General features: G+C 66.7%; 14 protein-coding genes. 9 read left to right on the top strand and 5 right to left on the bottom strand.

Translation table 11 applies throughout. The features are described from left to right. The first annotated feature begins 60 nt into the window (after positions 1–60). Together KQ910_RS24335 and KQ910_RS24330 are read left to right on the top strand one after the other, a co-directional pair. Positions 61–1275 (top strand): ABC transporter substrate-binding protein, encoded by a 1215-nt coding sequence (locus KQ910_RS24335; protein ID WP_216966201.1) that lies wholly within the window; start codon positions 61–63, stop codon positions 1273–1275. 14 nt (positions 1276–1289) lie between these two features. After that, complete coding sequence (locus KQ910_RS24330; RefSeq protein ID WP_216966199.1) at positions 1290–2342, top strand: WD40/YVTN/BNR-like repeat-containing protein; 1053 nt, start codon at positions 1290–1292, stop codon at positions 2340–2342. Between the two features lie 40 nt (positions 2343–2382). Here the strand turns inward: KQ910_RS24330 and KQ910_RS24325 are convergent, their stop codons facing one another. Then, complete coding sequence (locus KQ910_RS24325; protein ID WP_216966197.1) at positions 2383–3489, bottom strand: HlyD family secretion protein; 1107 nt, start codon at positions 3487–3489, stop codon at positions 2383–2385. Next, the gene (locus tag KQ910_RS24320; RefSeq protein ID WP_216966195.1) at positions 3486–3935 is read right to left on the bottom strand and encodes a MarR family winged helix-turn-helix transcriptional regulator; all 450 of its coding nucleotides are present in this window, start codon (positions 3933–3935) and stop codon (positions 3486–3488) included. Before KQ910_RS24320 ends, KQ910_RS24325 begins: the two co-directional genes overlap by 4 nt. A 46-nt stretch (positions 3936–3981) precedes the next feature. Here KQ910_RS24320 and KQ910_RS24315 point away from each other — a divergent pair, with 46 nt between their 5' ends. Together KQ910_RS24315 and KQ910_RS24310 are read left to right on the top strand one after the other, a co-directional pair. Then, positions 3982–5523 (top strand): DHA2 family efflux MFS transporter permease subunit, encoded by a 1542-nt coding sequence (locus KQ910_RS24315; RefSeq protein WP_216966193.1) that lies wholly within the window; start codon positions 3982–3984, stop codon positions 5521–5523. Between the two features lie 14 nt (positions 5524–5537). Next, positions 5538–5975, top strand: a complete 438-nt coding sequence (locus KQ910_RS24310) for a VOC family protein (RefSeq protein WP_216966191.1) — start codon at positions 5538–5540, stop codon at positions 5973–5975. Here KQ910_RS24310 and KQ910_RS24305 read toward each other — a convergent pair. Then, entirely contained in the window at positions 5972–6301 is a 330-nt protein-coding gene (locus tag KQ910_RS24305; RefSeq protein ID WP_216966189.1) for a hypothetical protein, read from the bottom strand. The two genes, KQ910_RS24310 and KQ910_RS24305, sit on opposite strands and share 4 nt — an antisense overlap. Further along, the gene (locus tag KQ910_RS24300; protein ID WP_216966187.1) at positions 6291–7568 is read right to left on the bottom strand and encodes a hypothetical protein; all 1278 of its coding nucleotides are present in this window, start codon (positions 7566–7568) and stop codon (positions 6291–6293) included. Before KQ910_RS24300 ends, KQ910_RS24305 begins: the two co-directional genes overlap by 11 nt. Before the next feature lie 36 nt (positions 7569–7604). On the opposite strand from KQ910_RS24300, the gene KQ910_RS24295 reads away from it, so the two are divergent. After that, positions 7605–8582 (top strand): tripartite tricarboxylate transporter substrate binding protein, encoded by a 978-nt coding sequence (locus tag KQ910_RS24295; RefSeq protein ID WP_216966185.1) that lies wholly within the window; start codon positions 7605–7607, stop codon positions 8580–8582. A 3-nt stretch (positions 8583–8585) separates the two neighbouring features. Here the strand turns inward: KQ910_RS24295 and oxlT are convergent, their stop codons facing one another. After that, positions 8586–9821, bottom strand: a complete 1236-nt coding sequence (gene oxlT / locus KQ910_RS24290) for an oxalate/formate MFS antiporter (RefSeq protein WP_216966183.1) — start codon at positions 9819–9821, stop codon at positions 8586–8588. 208 nt (positions 9822–10029) lie between these two features. Here oxlT and KQ910_RS24285 point away from each other — a divergent pair, with 208 nt between their 5' ends. The 4 genes from KQ910_RS24285 to KQ910_RS24270 are packed head-to-tail and all read left to right on the top strand — an operon-like array spanning position 10030 to position 15130. After that, positions 10030–12180 (top strand): DUF3141 domain-containing protein, encoded by a 2151-nt coding sequence (locus KQ910_RS24285; RefSeq protein ID WP_216966181.1) that lies wholly within the window; start codon positions 10030–10032, stop codon positions 12178–12180. Between the two features lie 18 nt (positions 12181–12198). Beyond that, positions 12199–13152, top strand: a complete 954-nt coding sequence (locus KQ910_RS24280) for a phosphate acetyltransferase (protein ID WP_369408440.1) — start codon at positions 12199–12201, stop codon at positions 13150–13152. 6 nt (positions 13153–13158) lie between these two features. After that, positions 13159–13938 carry an enoyl-ACP reductase FabI gene (gene fabI / locus KQ910_RS24275; protein ID WP_216966179.1) on the top strand — a complete coding sequence of 260 codons (780 nt, stop codon included), beginning with the start codon at positions 13159–13161 and terminating at the stop codon, positions 13936–13938. Between the two features lie 10 nt (positions 13939–13948). Beyond that, positions 13949–15130: an acetate/propionate family kinase gene (locus KQ910_RS24270; RefSeq protein WP_216966177.1), complete on the top strand. Its 1182-nt coding sequence runs from the start codon at positions 13949–13951 to the stop codon at positions 15128–15130. Positions 15131–15133: the final 3 nt, after the last annotated feature.

Raw genomic sequence — 15133 nt, 5'->3', positions numbered from 1 at the left:
TTGCGGCTTGGCGCCAGCTTGCTAGGCTTGTCTCAACGACAAAACCTAGGGAGAGAAACGATGAGACGTAACCTGCTTGGCACGGCCGCATTCTGCCTTGCGGCATGGGCACTTCCGGCAGCCGCCCAGCTATCCGACAACACGCTCAAGATCGGTCTCGCCACCGACCTGTCGAGCCTTTACGCCGACATCAACGGCCCCGGTGCCGTTCTCGCGGCCCAGATGGCGATCGAGGATTTCGGCGGCACCGTGCTCGGCCAGAAGATCGAGTTCGTCTCCGGCGACATCCAGAACAAGGCGGACGTGGCGGCAACCACCGTCGGCCGCTGGTATGACAACGAGAAAGTCGACATGGTGATGGGCGCCGGCGCCTCGTCCTCGTCGATCGCCGCGGCGCGCGTCGCCGGCGACAAGAAGAAGATCTTCATCGCCCCAGACCCCGCCTCGTCGGACCTCACCGGCAAGCTCTGCAACCCCTACCTGATCCATTGGGTATACGACACGGCGGCCCTCGCCAACGGCACCGGCTCGGCGGTCGTGAAGGCCGGCGGCAAGACCTGGTTCTTCCTCACCGCCGACTACGCCTTCGGCTACGCGCTGGAACGCGACGTCTCCGCCGTCGTCAAGAAGGCGGGAGGCACAGTGGTCGGCGGCGTCAAGCACCCGATCAACACCAACGACTTCTCGTCCTTCCTGCTGCAGGCGCAGGGCTCGAAGGCTCAGATCATCGGTCTCGCCAATGCCGGCGGCGACACGATCAACTCGATCAAGCAGGCCTCCGAGTTCGGCATCGTCAAGGGCGGCCAGAAGCTCGCCGGCCTCCTGGTCTTCATCTCCGACATCCATTCGCTGGGCCTCGAGCGCTCGCAGGGGCTGAACCTGACCGAGGCGTTCTACTGGGACCTCAACGACCGGACGCGTGCCTTCGCCAAGCGCTTTGCCGCCCGCTTCAACGGCAAGATGCCGACCAGTGTGCAGGCCGGCTTCTACTCGGCCACCCTCGCCTACCTGAATGCGGTCAAGGCGACCGGTACCGACGATGCCGACAAGGTGATGGCCGCGATGAAGGCCACCAAGTGGGAAGACCCGATCTTCGGCCCGAGCTATGTCCGCCAGGATGGCCGCAAGATGCACAACATGTACCTCTTCGAGGTCAAGAAGCCGTCGGAGTCGAAGGGCCCGTGGGACTACTACAAGCTGCTGTCAGAGATCTCGGGCGAGGACGCGTTCCGGCCGCTGGCCGACAGCGAGTGCCCGCTGGTCAAGAAGAACTGAGCCGGAGTCCCGTCATGGCCGAGCAGTCGAACATCTATGTCGGCGTCGCCGGCTATTTCGGGAAACCCGATCATCCAGGCCGCGTCGGCATCTTCCGCCGCGGCACCGCGGGCGGTGACTGGCAGCACGTGCTGGGCACCGTCCAGGCCTTCACCGTCTTCGTCCATCCGAAGGATCCGGAGACGGTGTTCGCCGGCACCAACGACGGCGTGTGGCGCAGCACGGACCGCGGCGCCACCTTCCGCCGGACCGCCTTTCCCGACGCGGGCAAGGAGGTCTGGTCCTTCATGGTCGATTCGCGCGATCCCAGCCGCATCTTCGCTGGGGCGTCGCCGATCGACGTCTACCGCAGTGACGATGGAGGGGCCTCTTGGCGGCGCCTGCCGACGCCCGCCATCGACACGCATTGCAAGGGTCCCTTTGCGTCGCGCGTGATGCGGCTCGTGCAGCACCCGAAGCGCCACGACGAGATTTATGCGGCCCTCGAGATCAACGGTGTCATGCGCAGCATCGATCTCGGCCAGACCTGGACCGATTGCAGTGCCGGCCTGCTGAAGCTCGCCGAGCACGAGCATCTCAAGAGCAGGATCGTCAGCGACACCACCGCCGAAGGGATGCTCGACAGCCACGCCGTCACCATCAATCCCGCCGACCCCGACGGGCTTTGGCTTGCCGTCCGGATGGGCCTGTTCCGCAGTGCCGACCAGGGCCGTACCTGGAGGGACATGGAGGTCGGTCGCTTTTCGCCGACCACCTACGGCCGCGACATCCGCGTCTCGCCGGTCGAGCCCAACACGCTCTACTCCGCCCTCTCGGTCGCCGCCGCCAGCAAGGACGGCGGTCTCTACCGCAGCGAGGATGGCGGCGAGAGTTGGAGCCGCTTCGACAAGGTCAAGGTGAACGGCACCATCATGTCGATCGGCCTCCACCCGACCGATGCAGGGCAGGTCTATATCGGCGCCCGCTACGACGGCGAAGTCTTCGGTACCCGCGATGCCGGCAAGACCTGGCAGGCGATGCCGCTGCCCGGCGAAGTCCAGCACATCTATTCGCTGGCCTGCGGCTAGAAAGGCTCGACACAAACACGCCGCTCGAGACGACGGGTTTTTACTTCGACTGAGCCGTCACGTCGTGCGGCGTGGACGATGACGCTGGCGGCCGCGGCGCCTCCTTCGTGCTGCCGATCAAGCTCGTCAGGTCACGCTGGCGGCCGGTGTCGATCTTCACCGTGGCGGTCATGCCCGCGCGCAGCGGCGACTCGCCGACATGCGGCAGCAGCCGCAACTTCACCGGCAGGCGCTGCACGACCTTCACCCAGTTCCCGCTGGCATTCTGCGGCGGCAGGATCGCGAACTCCGCGCCCGTCGCCGGGCTGACGCTCTCGACGATCGCTTCCCAGGTTTCGTTGGGATAGGTGTCGAGCATCACGGTCGCCTTCTGGCCGACCTTCACATGGGTGAGCTCGGTTTCCTTGTAGTTCGCCTCGACCCAGGGACGGCTCAGCACCACCAGCGAGAAGAGCGGCGTCGCCGCCCTGATCTGCTCGCCCTGCTGCAGGCGCATATTCACGACCACACCGTCCACCGGCGCGCGGACTGTCGTGCGTGAAAGATCGAGGGCCGCCCGTTCCCGTGCCGCGATCTTCTCGCGAACCATGGGGTGGGAATCGGCGGGAAGCTGCGGGTCGCCGTTCAGCGCCGTCAGCACGCGCTGCAGCTTCTCGCGCGCGGTCGACACCCGATCGGCCGCCGCGCGGGCGTCGTTCTGCGATTCGTCCCGCTTGCTCGCCGAGGCCACGCCCTTGATCGCAAGTTCCTCCTGCCGCTGCGCCTGGCGCTGGAAATAGACGGCCCGTGCCTCGGCGTCGGCCAGTTCGGCGACGGCCTCGCGCCAGATGCCACGCAGGGTCTCGACATGGGCGCGCGCCGTATCGAGCTCGGCCTCGGCGCTGTCGAGCGCCAGCCGGAACGGCCTCGATTCGATGGTGAGCAGTGGTTGGCCCGCCTCGACGGTCGCATGGTCCTTGGCCAGGACGCGACGGACCTGGCCCGAGACCTCGGGCGAGATCTGGACGATGTGGGCCTTCACGTAGGCATTGTCGGTCGAGACGTAACGTCCGCCCGACAGCCACCACCACCCCGCCCCGGCGACCGCGAGCAACGGAACCACGAACAAAAGGGCCAGGCGCAGCACGGGGACGGGGCGGCGGCTCATGATCCGTTCGCCCCTGCCATCGACTGGAGTTGGCCCTTCACCCGCGCCGCGAGCCGCGTGAACTGGTCACGCTCGGCGGCCGAGAGCGGCGCCAGCGCGTCGTCGACGGTGGCTTCCGCGATCGCCCACATGCCTCTGTGCGCGCGGCGGGCGTCGGCGGTGAGATGCAGACGGTTGACGCGGCGGTCGCCCGTGTCGGCGCGGCGCTCGACCCAGCCGTTCTTCTGCATGCGGTCGATCATGCGGCCCGCGCTGGCGCGGTCGATTTCCAACATGTCCGCCAGCTCGGTCTGGCTGGCGCCCGGCCGGCGATAGAGGCGGGTGAGCACGAGCCATTGGGCACGCGTCAGGCCGATGTCCCGCACGCGCCGGTCGAACACGGTGCGGATGAGGCGCGCCACATCCGACAGCACGTAACCGATATATTCGTCGTCGTCGGGGCCCAATCGCTGCTCGCTGAAGATTGTTGCCTAGGCTACAATAGCCCAGGCCATGAGTTCAAGCGCTACCACCGCCGACATCGCTCCGCCGGCCCCCGACGAGTCCGAGACGTCGCTGGGCAAGCGCATCCTGATTCTCGTCATGGTGGTCCTGGGCTCCACCCTCTACGCCACCACGCTGCTGATCGCCTCGACGCTGCTGCCCCAGATGCAGGGCACCATGTCGGCCACCCAGGACGAGATCGCCTGGGCCATGACCTTCAACATCCTGGCCACCGCCGTCGCGACGCCCATGACCGGCTGGCTGGCGGCGCGCTTCGGACGGCGCGAGACGATGATCTGGTCGGTGTTCGCCTTTACCCTGACGACGCTGATGTGCGGGCTGGCCGATTCGCTGGAAACGCTCATCCTGTGGCGCGTCCTGCAGGGCGCCCTGGGCGCCCCGGTGATCCCGCTGTCGCAGACCATCCTGCTCGACACGTTCCCCAAGCGGCAGCAGGGGCTCGTCACGTCGATCTTCGGCATGGCCGTCGTCATCGGCCCGGTGATCGGCCCGACCGTCGGCAGCATGCTCTCCGAGATCTACAGCTGGCGCTGGGCCTTCTACATGATCGTGCCGGTCGGCCTGCTCTCGTTCCTCGGCCTGCGCCTCACCCTTCCCTACGACCGGCCGACCGGCCGGACCAGTCTCGACTGGACGGGCTTCCTCTCCCTCTCGGTCACCATCGCCTGCGTGCAGCTCGTCCTGTCGCGCGGCCAGCGGCTCGACTGGTTCGAATCGGCCGAGATCCAGATCGAGGCCTTCATCGCCGTCGTCTCCTTCTGGGTTTTCCTGGCCCACAGCCTCACCGCCGAGCGGCCGTTCCTCAACCTCAAGCTCCTGCTCGACCGAAACTACGCGCTGGGTCTCGTCCTGGTGCTGATCTACGGCATGCTGAACTTCACGCCGATGGTCCTGCTGCCGCCGCTCCTGCAACAGCACGCGGGCTTTCCCGACGCGCTGATCGGCGAGGTCATCGCCGCCCGCGGAGTCGGCGCCACGATCGGCTTCTTCCTCGCCATCTTCGTCGGCCGCATGGACCCGCGCATCGGCCTGATCGCCGGCTTCACGGTACAGACCCTGTCCGGCGTATGGCTGATGGCGATCGACCTCAACGTCGACATGAACACGCTGATGTTGAACAGCCTGCTGCAGGGCATCGCTGTCGGCGTGATCTGGGTGCCGCTCACCCTGGTCACCTTCTCCAACATGAGCGCGGCGAACCTGGCCGAAGGCACGGCGGTCTATCACCTTCTGCGCAACATCGGCTCCAGCTTCTTCATCTCGATCTGCGTCGCCGAGATCGTCCGCGCCACCAGCACCAACTACAGCCGCATGGTCGAGCTGGTGAATCCCTATAACAAGGCGCTGGCGCTACCCTGGGTGACGGGGGGCTGGGACTACGAGACCGTGTCGGGCCTTGCGAAGCTGTCGAAGGAAATCAACCGGCAGGCCGCGATGATCGGCTATATCAACGCCTTCGGCCTCTACACGGCCTGCTCGGCGCTGGCGATTCCCCTGATCCTGCTGATCGGCCGGCGCGCAAGAAGATGACGGAGGGAACGAACATGGCGATCAAGGTCCTGGAGATCCATCACACCGGATACCGGCTCGACACCGGCGCGGAGAAGCTCGAGGACACGGCGAGCTTCTACAGCGACGTGCTGGGCCTCGACCGCGACAAGGGTCGCCCCACCATACCCGGCATACCCGGCCTCTGGATCAATGTCGGCGAAGTCGGCCAGATCCACCTGTTCGGCGGCAACCAGCCCTCGCCCGTCGCCAAGGGGCCCGGCCAGGACCCGACCCTGCCGCACATCGCGCTCGCCGTGGCCGACATCGTCGACAGTCGCAAGGAACTGGAGCGCTTGGGCGTGACCTACTGGGCAATCGAGGGGCTCACCAGTCCCGATTCGCTGCAGCTCTTCCTCAACGATCCATGCGGCAACATGGTCGAGCTTCACCAGGTCGACAAATGCCGCTGCACGGCGCGCAATCGTCTTTAACGTTGCGCCGCTGACCGCGCCTCCTGATAGGCGACGCGCGCTGCATTCGCGGCCTTGAGCGACGCCTCGCGCCGCGTCGCCGCGCGGTCGTCGAGTGCGTAGAGGAGGCAGGCGAAGAAGAGGAAGGCGCCGCCCAGGATGTAGTAGTGCCAAGCCTCCAGATAGAGCCGGAAGATCACGACGACCAGAGGCACCGGGATGAACATCAGGGCGAAGCGGATCCACGAGCCGCGATTGTAGGTCCGAACCTCCGCCGTCGCCTGCTGCTGCCGCTGCCGCATGATCCGACGCAGCATGTCGAGATCGGGCGGGGGCTCAGCGCTCACGCGACCGCCCTCCCGCCCGTGCCATCTCGCGCGCCACCAGCCGCGCGGCAGGTCCACTACGGGCTGCCGAGTCCGGCTTGACGAGATTGCCGATCTCGAAACGCAGGCGCTGGACCTCGGGATGCAGCATCGCCGCCCGCCGCATCGCCTCGCTTCCCGCCACGAACTTGTCGAAGTTCGCCGGCCGCTCGCCCTCCGTGCGGGGATATTCGAGATCGACCATGGCGGCGAGCGACCAGGCCTGCCGGCTGACTTCGGCCGCAAGCGGCAGATAGGCCGCGGCGACACCGTCGAGGCTGCCGCTCCAGTTCGCCAGCACGTTGCGCAACGCGACGGCATGGCCGGCCGCGACAGACATTCCCTGCCCGAAGGTCGGATTGAAGCTCGAGATGCAGTCGCCGATCGGCAGCACGCGCGACGGCAGGCCCACGGCGCGCTCGAAGTGCCGCCAGCGCGCCTCGCCGATGCGATAGCTGCGCACGGGCGTCAGCGGCACGGCCTCGCGGAGCCGGTCTGCTATGTCCGGAGCAGGTAGCGCGGCCGCGTAGGCACGAAATCCGTCGATATCGTCCGGTACCCTGTTGTCGAAACGGCTGCAGAGCGTGATCAGCCATTCGTCGTTCTCGATGGGACAGACCAGCCCATAGCGATCGTCCGGCGGCTGCGGGATGCAGCCGATGAACCGCCCCTCGCCGCGGAAGCGATCCGGCTTGGTGAACCTCGCCGAACTGTAGCTCACCTCGATGCCGAGTTTTGTTTCAGGCACGTCGAAATTGGCCAGCAGCCGATCTCCCCGTCCCGTCGCAACCACCGTCAGGTCGGCATCGGACGGCAACAAGTCGACCGTCGTCCGATCCCGGATCGCGACATTGCCGAGCTTCAGCACCTGCCGGCGCAACACCTGCTCGAAGGCCGGCCGGCTCATCATGAGCTGGCTGTACCCAAGGTCGCGGGCCGGATGCCAGGCGTCGCGTTCCCAGAGCGAGACGTCGCCCGTCTGCCGCACTTCGACGGCGCCGGCGGCCAGCAACGCCGCCCGCGTGCCGGGCAGCAGACTTTCGAGCGCCAGCTCACCGCCCTTTAGGAGGATGTGGACCTGCAGGTCCTGCGGAACGCCCTTTCGCGGACGCGCCGTGTCCGGCAACTCGTCCTTGTCGAATACTTCCACCGTTTCGAAGAACGATGCGACGGAAGCCGCGGCGGCGAGACCTGCAATGCCCGCTCCGACGATGACGGCGCGTGCGCCCAGCCTGCCCTCGGTTATCATGCGCCGACATTAGACGGTGAGGAGAGGTTTCAGGAAATGAAGTCGTTGACGCGGCGCACGACGATCGCAGCCCTTCTGGCGGCCCTGCCGGCCGCCCGCGCCCTTGCGCAGGCCGGCTATCCCGACAAGCCGATCCGCCTCGTGGTGCCGTTCGCCCCCGGCGGCAATGCCGATCTCACAGGCCGGCTCTTCGCCGAGGCCTTGACCAAGCGTTTGGGACAGCAGGTGATCGTCGAGAATCGCGGCGGCGCCGGCGGGGCCATTGGCGCCGAAGCGGTCGCGAAGTCGGCGCCCGACGGCTATTCGCTGGTCCTGGGATCGACCGGCACGTTCCTCGTCAGCCCGCGCATGACCGGCGGCAAGCCGCCCTACACCTTGGCGAGCTTCGCGCCGGTCGCGCTCCTCAGCACCTCGCCGATGGACATCGTGATCAACGCCAACAATCCGATCAAGGATTGGGCCGGCATGCTCGCTTACTTGCGCGCCAACCCCGGCAAGCTCACGGTCGGTCATCCCGGCAACGGCAGTACCAACCACCTGGCCCTGCTGCAGATGCAGAAGGCGCTCGACGTGCGCTTCAACATCATTCCCTACAAGAGCAACGGCCTCGCCTTGAACGATCTCCTGGCCGGCCAGATCGATGCCGTGATCGACCAGGTGCCGGCCTCGATCGGCCATATCCGCGGCGGTCGCCTGCGCGCCATCGTCGTGACGACCGCGCGCCGTGCCGGCCAGCTTCCCGATGTACCGACCCTGCAGGAGACCGGCGTCAAGGACTTCGCGAGCACCACGCCGATCGTCCTCATGGCGCCGGCCGGTACTCCAGCGGATATCGTGAAGAAACTGAACGAAGCCGTCGCCGGTGCCCTGTCGGACCCGGCGGTCAGGGAGAAGCTGAACGATCTCGGCGCCGAGACCGAAGCGCTCACGCCGCAACAGCTCGTCAGTTTCCTGCAGAAGGAGGATGCGCTGATCGAGGAGTTGCAGAAGAGCGGCCTTCTGAAGGTCGAATAGACCTCACTCGCGCCGCAGCCAGGCCGCCCGCATCGGCCGCAGGACGGCGATGCCCAGGAACGCGGCGACCGCGTTGGCGCCCACGGCGAGCGCGAAGACCAGCTGCCAGTCGCCCGTCGCGCGCACCAGCGGATCCGCAAGAGGCACCAGCATGGCGGCGAAGCCCTTGGCCGTGTGCAGCATGCCGGCATTGGTGGTGGCGTAACCGGACCCGAAATAGTCGGTGCAGGTCGCCGGGAAGAGGCTCGCCACCTCGCCCCAGGCGAAGAAGACCAGGCAGACGAGCAGCACGAACATGACCGGCTCGTTGCCCCACCGCGCAAAGGCCAGGATGCTGAGCGCGCCCAGGGTGAAGGCGAAGAACATCGTGTTCTCGCGCCCGATGTAATCCGAGAGCCATCCGCACAGAGGCCGCGCAATGCCATTCGCGACGCGGTCGAGCGTCAGCGCGAAGGTCAGCGCCGGCAAAGTGAGACCCACCAGGCTGACGGGCACGTCGGCCACCCCGAAGCTGCGGGCGATCCCTGCCAGATTGGCGGTGAAGGTCAGCCCGGCCGCGGTCACCAGCAGCGACATCGCGAACAGGATCCAGAAGAGCGGCGAGCGCAGCACCTCGCCGGGCTTGTGGTCGTGTACCGCGTGGGGCAGTCGCTCCGGAATCGCCAGGACCTCCGCCTCCGGCTTGCGCAACGCCAGGGACACGAGGCAGATCATCGCGCCCTGTCCCAGGCCGAACCAGAGGAACGCCGCCTCGTAGCCGTGATGCTCGATCGTGTGATGCATCGGGATGATGGTGAACGCCGAGCCGATCCCATAGCCCGCGACGGTCAGGCCGGCGGCCAGGCCCCGGCGGTCGGGGAACCACTTCAGCGCACTGCCCAGGCAGGTGCCGTAGACGCAGCCCGCGCCGATTCCTCCCAGCGCGGCACCGAGATAGAGCAAAGGCAGCGAGTCGGCCACGGAGTTCAGGCTCCACGCGACGGCCACCAGCACGCCGCCCGCGAGCGCCACCGGGCGGGGACCGAACCTGTCGACAACCCAGCCCTCGAACGGCACCAGCAAGGTCTCGCTCAGGATGAACACCGTGAAGGCGATCTGGATGGCCGCCCGTCCCCAGGCGTGCTTCTCGTTGATCGGGTGCACGAACAGCGTCCAGCCGTGCTGGAGGCTGGAGATCATCACCATGCAGACGATGCCGGCGAAAAGCTGGGCCCAGCGATTGTGAAGAAACCCCGTCATGTTCCCCGTTGCAATGATCGCCTGCCGAAAAGCTGATGATGCTGGACCGTAAATGAGTCGTCGTATTTCGTCGATCATCGGCCGCCGCGCCCGGCTCGGCGGCGCGAGGGCATGTTCCGACATCGAACTTTCATTTGATCAAAGTCAATGACGCAGTGCAGCATAAAGTGGATCAGAGGGAGACGTTCAGGAACCCGAGGGTGCGGTTATGGCAGATCAAGCCAGCCTCAATTTCTTCCAGGAATACTGGATCGACGCCTGGCAGCGCTCGATCCTCACGCTCGATATCCTGCGTGAGCGTGGCAACACGTTCGTCGAACGCGCCGCCGAGAATGCACCGCACGTCCTGGGCTTCGCCTTCGAGGTGGTGCTGGACGGGCGTACCCTGCCCCGCCCGGTCAACTACGTCCTCGTCAGCATCGTTCCTCCCGAGGGCGCGATCGTCGACCCCGCCAAGCCACCCTTCGTGATCGTCGACCCGCGCGCCGGGCACGGGCCCGGCATCGGCGGCATGAAGCAGGAGAGCGAAATCGGCGTCGCCCTCGCCGCCGGGCACGCCTGCTACTTCGTGGGCTTCCTGTCCAAGCCCATGCCGGAACAGACCATCGCCGATGTCTGCGTCGCCGAAGCGGCGTTCCTGGAAGCCGTCGCCGCGCGCCATCCGGATGCCGAAGGCAAGCCCGTGGTGATTGGCAATTGCCAAGCCGGCTGGCAGCTCATGATGACGGCCGCCATCCGGCCCGACCTGTTCGGCCCGATCCTGCTGGCCGGCTCGCCGCTCTCCTACTGGGCGGGCGTTCGCGGCCGCAATCCGATGCGGTATCTCGGTGGCACGCTGGGCGGCACCTGGCTGACCGCACTCTCCGGTGATCTCGGCCATGGCACGTTCGACGGCGCCAATCTCGTCGCCAACTTCGAATCGCTCAACCCGGCCAACACCTACTGGGAGAAGCCCTACAATCTCTACGCCAGGGCCGACACCGAGGGCGCGCGCTTCCTCGACTTCGAGACCTGGTGGGGCAGCCCGGTGACGCTGAACGCCGTCGAGATGCAGTGGATCGCCGACAATCTGTTCGTCGGCAACAAGCTCACCCGGGGCGAAATCCGTACGCCTGACGGTACCCGCGTCGACCTGCGCAGCATCCGCTCGCCGATCATCGTACTGTGTTCCTGGGGCGACAACATCACGCCGCCGCAGCAGGCGCTCGGCTGGGTCACCGACCTCTACGACCACGAAGAGCAGATCGTCGCCAATGGACAGACCATCGTCTATACGCTGCACCAGACGATCGGCCATCTCGGCATCTTCGTGTCGAGCAAGGTGGCAACCAAGGAGCATGCCGAGTTCGCCTCCTGCATGGAGATGATTGACCTGCTGCCGCCCGGCCTCTACGAGGCGGTCATCACGGAGATCGACGAGACGACGGCCAACCCCGGCCTGATCCACGGCAAGCACCTGTTTCGCCTGGAAGCGCGCACTCTCGACGACATCCGGGCGCTGGGTGCGAACAGCGAGGAAGACGACCGGCGATTCGCCGCCGCGGCGCGCGTTTCGGAGATCAACACTGGCCTCTACCGGACGTTTGCCCAGCCGGTCGTCCGTGCGATGGCGAGCGAGACATCGGCAAAGATGCTGCGCGAGACCCATCCGCACCGGATGCGGTTCGCCGCCTTCTCCGACCGCAATCCCTTCATGGCGTCGGTCAAGCCGCTGGCCGAGGCGGTACGTGCCGGCCGCAAGCCGGTCTCGCCGGACAATCCCCTCCACACGATGGAGAAGGTCGCGTCCACCTGGATCTCGACCTGCTGGGAGACCTACCGGCTGACACGCGATGCCATGACGGAAGCGATGTTCCTCGGCACCTACGGCTCCCCGGCCCTCCAGGCGATGGTGGGGCTGGCGGCAGAAACAACGGCGCCGGCCAAGCACGGCACGGACCCGGCCCAGGACGCCATCGCCGCGAACTGGCGGGCTCATCTCGAGAAGATGTTCGAGGTCGGCGGTCTCGTCGAGGCGGTGATCCGTTCGATCATGCATGTGCGCCTGCCGCAGCGGACCGTCGACGAGCGCGGTTTCTCCGTGCTGCAGGCCGTGCGTCGCATGCAGCCTGCGAACCGGCGCCTGAGCTTCGACGAGCTGAAGACGCTGTTCCGCGATCAGTACCTGCTGCTGCATCTCGACGAGGAGCGTGCGGTGCGGGCCATCCCGTTCCTGCTGCCGGACGATCCGGATCAACGGGCACGCGGGTGGCAGGTCGTCGAGGAGGTGCTCGGCGCTTCCGGCGACCTGTCGGCGGAGGGCCGCGAACGCCTTGCCCACCTGCAGCAGCTCTTCGCGGCGGCACGCCCTTCGCGGTGATGACAGAGAGGATCTGACGTGACGACACTGACGGCACAGCCGCACGAAAAGTACGACCGGCTGATTGCCGTGGCGCGAAAGCATCCACCGATGCTGACCGCCGTCGCCCATCCGTGCGACGCGGTCTCGCTGGAGAGCGCCGTACAGGCAGCCGGCAACGGTCTCCTGAAGCCCATCCTCGTCGGACCGTCGGCACGCATCCTCGACGTCGCGCACAAGGCATCCCTCGATATCGGATCCTTCGAGATCGTCGACTCGGCCCACAGTCACGATTCGGCCGCCAAGGCGGTCGAACTGGTGCGCTGCGGGCGCGCCGAGGCGCTGATGAAGGGCAGCCTGCATACAGACGAGCTGATGGGTGCCGTGGTGTCGCGGACGAGCGGCATCCGGACCGCGCGCCGCATCAGCCATTGCTTCGTCATGGACGTGCCCGGCCACGGCCAGGCGCTCATCATCTCCGACGCCGCCGTGAACATCGCGCCGACTCTGGAAGACAAGGTCGACATCGTCCAGAACGCCATCGACCTCGCACATGCGCTGGACGTCACCCAGCCGCGCGTTGCGATCCTGAGCGCCATGGAAACGGTGAGTGCCAAGGTCGCCTCGACGATCGATGCCGCGGCGCTGTGCAAGATGGCCGAGCGCGGCCAGATCAAAGGCGGCATCCTCGATGGCCCCCTGGCGCTCGACAATGCGATCAGCGTCGAAGCGGCCGCCATCAAGAACATCGTCTCGCCGGTGGCGGGCCGCGCCGACGTGCTGATCGTGCCTGACCTGGAGGCCGGCAACATGCTGGCCAAGAGCCTCTCCTTCCTGGCCGGCGCCGATGCCGCGGGCATCGTTCTGGGCGCCCGCGTTCCGATCATCCTGACGAGCCGGGCCGACTCGGTGACGACGCGTCTCGCCTCCTGTGCCGTGGCCTGCCTCGTCGCTGCGGCGCGACGGGCGAGTGCAGCTTCCGTAATCCCCTGAGGAAACATGAACGAGCAGATCCGTCCCGTCCTCACCGGCAAGAAGGCCCTGGTCGTCGGCATCGCCAACGACCAATCCATCGCCTACGGCTGTGCCAAGGCCTTCCGCGAGGCCGGCGCCGATCTCGCCGTGACATGGCTGAACGAAAAGGCGCGCAAGTATGTCGAGCCCCTGGCGCAGGAGCTGGAGGCGCCGATTACGGCCGAGCTGAACGTCGCCGAACCGGGGCAGCTCGAAGCGGTGTTCGACCGGATCGGCAAAACATGGGGCCAGCTCGACATACTGGTCCACTCCATCGCATTCGCGCCGATGAACGACCTGCAGGGCGGCCTGCTAGACTGCTCGGCCGAAGGATTCGCCAAGGCGATGGACATTTCCTGTCATTCCTTCATCCGCATGTCGCGCCTCGCCGCACCGCTGATGAAGGACGGCGGCACGATGTTCGCCATGAGCTACTACGGCGCCAATCGCGTCGTGCCGAACTACAACGTCATGGGCCCGGTAAAGGCCGCGCTCGAAGCCTCCTGCCGCTATCTCGCCTACGAGCTCGGGCCCCAGCGCATCCGCGTCCATGCGATCTCACCCGGCCCGCTGAAGACACGTGCCGCCTCGGGCCTCAAGGATTTCGAACTGCTGCTCAACGAGGCCGCGAAGAAGGCGCCGCTGGGCGAGCTCGTGGACATCATGGACGTGGGCTATACCTGCGCCTATCTCGCCACTCCCTTCGCGCAGCGCGTGACCGGCGGTACGGTCTATGTCGATGGCGGCACGAACATCGTCGCCTGAGGAACAAGGCATGGACAAGATCGGCTGCATTGCCGTCCTCAACGCCGGCTCGTCGAGCATCAAGTTCGCGATCTACGATGCCCATGACGACGGCACGCAACTCTTTCACGGCCAGGTCGAAGGCATCGGCACCAGCCCCCGCCTTCAGGCATTCAAGGCGGACGGCACGCTCGTCGCCGAGAAGGACTGGCGGGACGGTACGCTCGATCACCATGGCGCTACCGATGAGATCATGTCCGCAGGGCGCGAGCTGCTGTCCGGCCGGCACGTACTGGCGTTCGGCCACCGGGTCGTACATGGCGGAACCGCCTACGCCGCGCCGACACGGATCGACGCAGCCGTCCTCACCGAGCTTCGGAAGCTCGTGCCGCTCGCGCCACTGCACCAGCCGCACAATCTGGCGCCCATCGCGGCGATTCTGAAAGCAACCCCGCACCTGCCGCAAATCGCCTGCTTCGACACCGCCTTCCATCGCAGCCAACCGGCACTCGCCCAGAAGTTCGCCCTGCCGCGCGAACTGACCGCGGACGGCGTGCGTCGCTACGGATTCCACGGCCTGTCCTACGACTATGTCATGGCCCGCCTGAAGGAGATCCAGCCGGAGCTGGCGAAGTCCCGGCTGATCATTGCCCATCTCGGCAATGGCGCCAGCCTGTGCGCCGTACGCGACGGTCGCAGCGTCGCCAGCACCATGGGGTTCACGGCGGTCGACGGGCTGATGATGGGCACCCGCACCGGCGCACTCGATCCGGGGGTCCTGCTCTACCTGCTGAAGGAACGAGGCCTCGACGCCACAGGCATCGAGGATTTGCTCTATCGCAAGTCCGGGCTCCTGGGCGTGTCGGGCATCTCATCCGACATGCGCACCCTGCGCGCCTCGGCGGCGCCGGAAGCGCGCGAGGCCATCGACCTTTTCGTCTATCGCATCGTCCGGGAAATCGGATCGCTCGCGGCCGCGCTGGGTGGGGTCGACGGCATCGTCTTCACTGCCGGCATCGGCGAACGCGACCCCGCAACGCGTGCCGAGATATCCGCCGGCTGCGCCTGGCTTGGGCTGAAGCTCGACCCGGCGCTCAACGCCGCCGGCAACGGCCGCATCAGCGTCGACAGCGCGGCCGTATCGGCCTGGGTCGTGCCGACCGACGAGCAACGCATGATCGCCCGCTACACACGGGCGGCGCTGCGCGGCTGACCG

Origin of the sequence: Reyranella humidisoli (assembly GCF_019039055.1) — a bacterium.
GTDB classification, from domain to species: Bacteria; Pseudomonadota; Alphaproteobacteria; order Reyranellales; family Reyranellaceae; genus Reyranella; species Reyranella humidisoli.
This window is presented reverse-complemented; position numbering and strand designations above follow the sequence as displayed.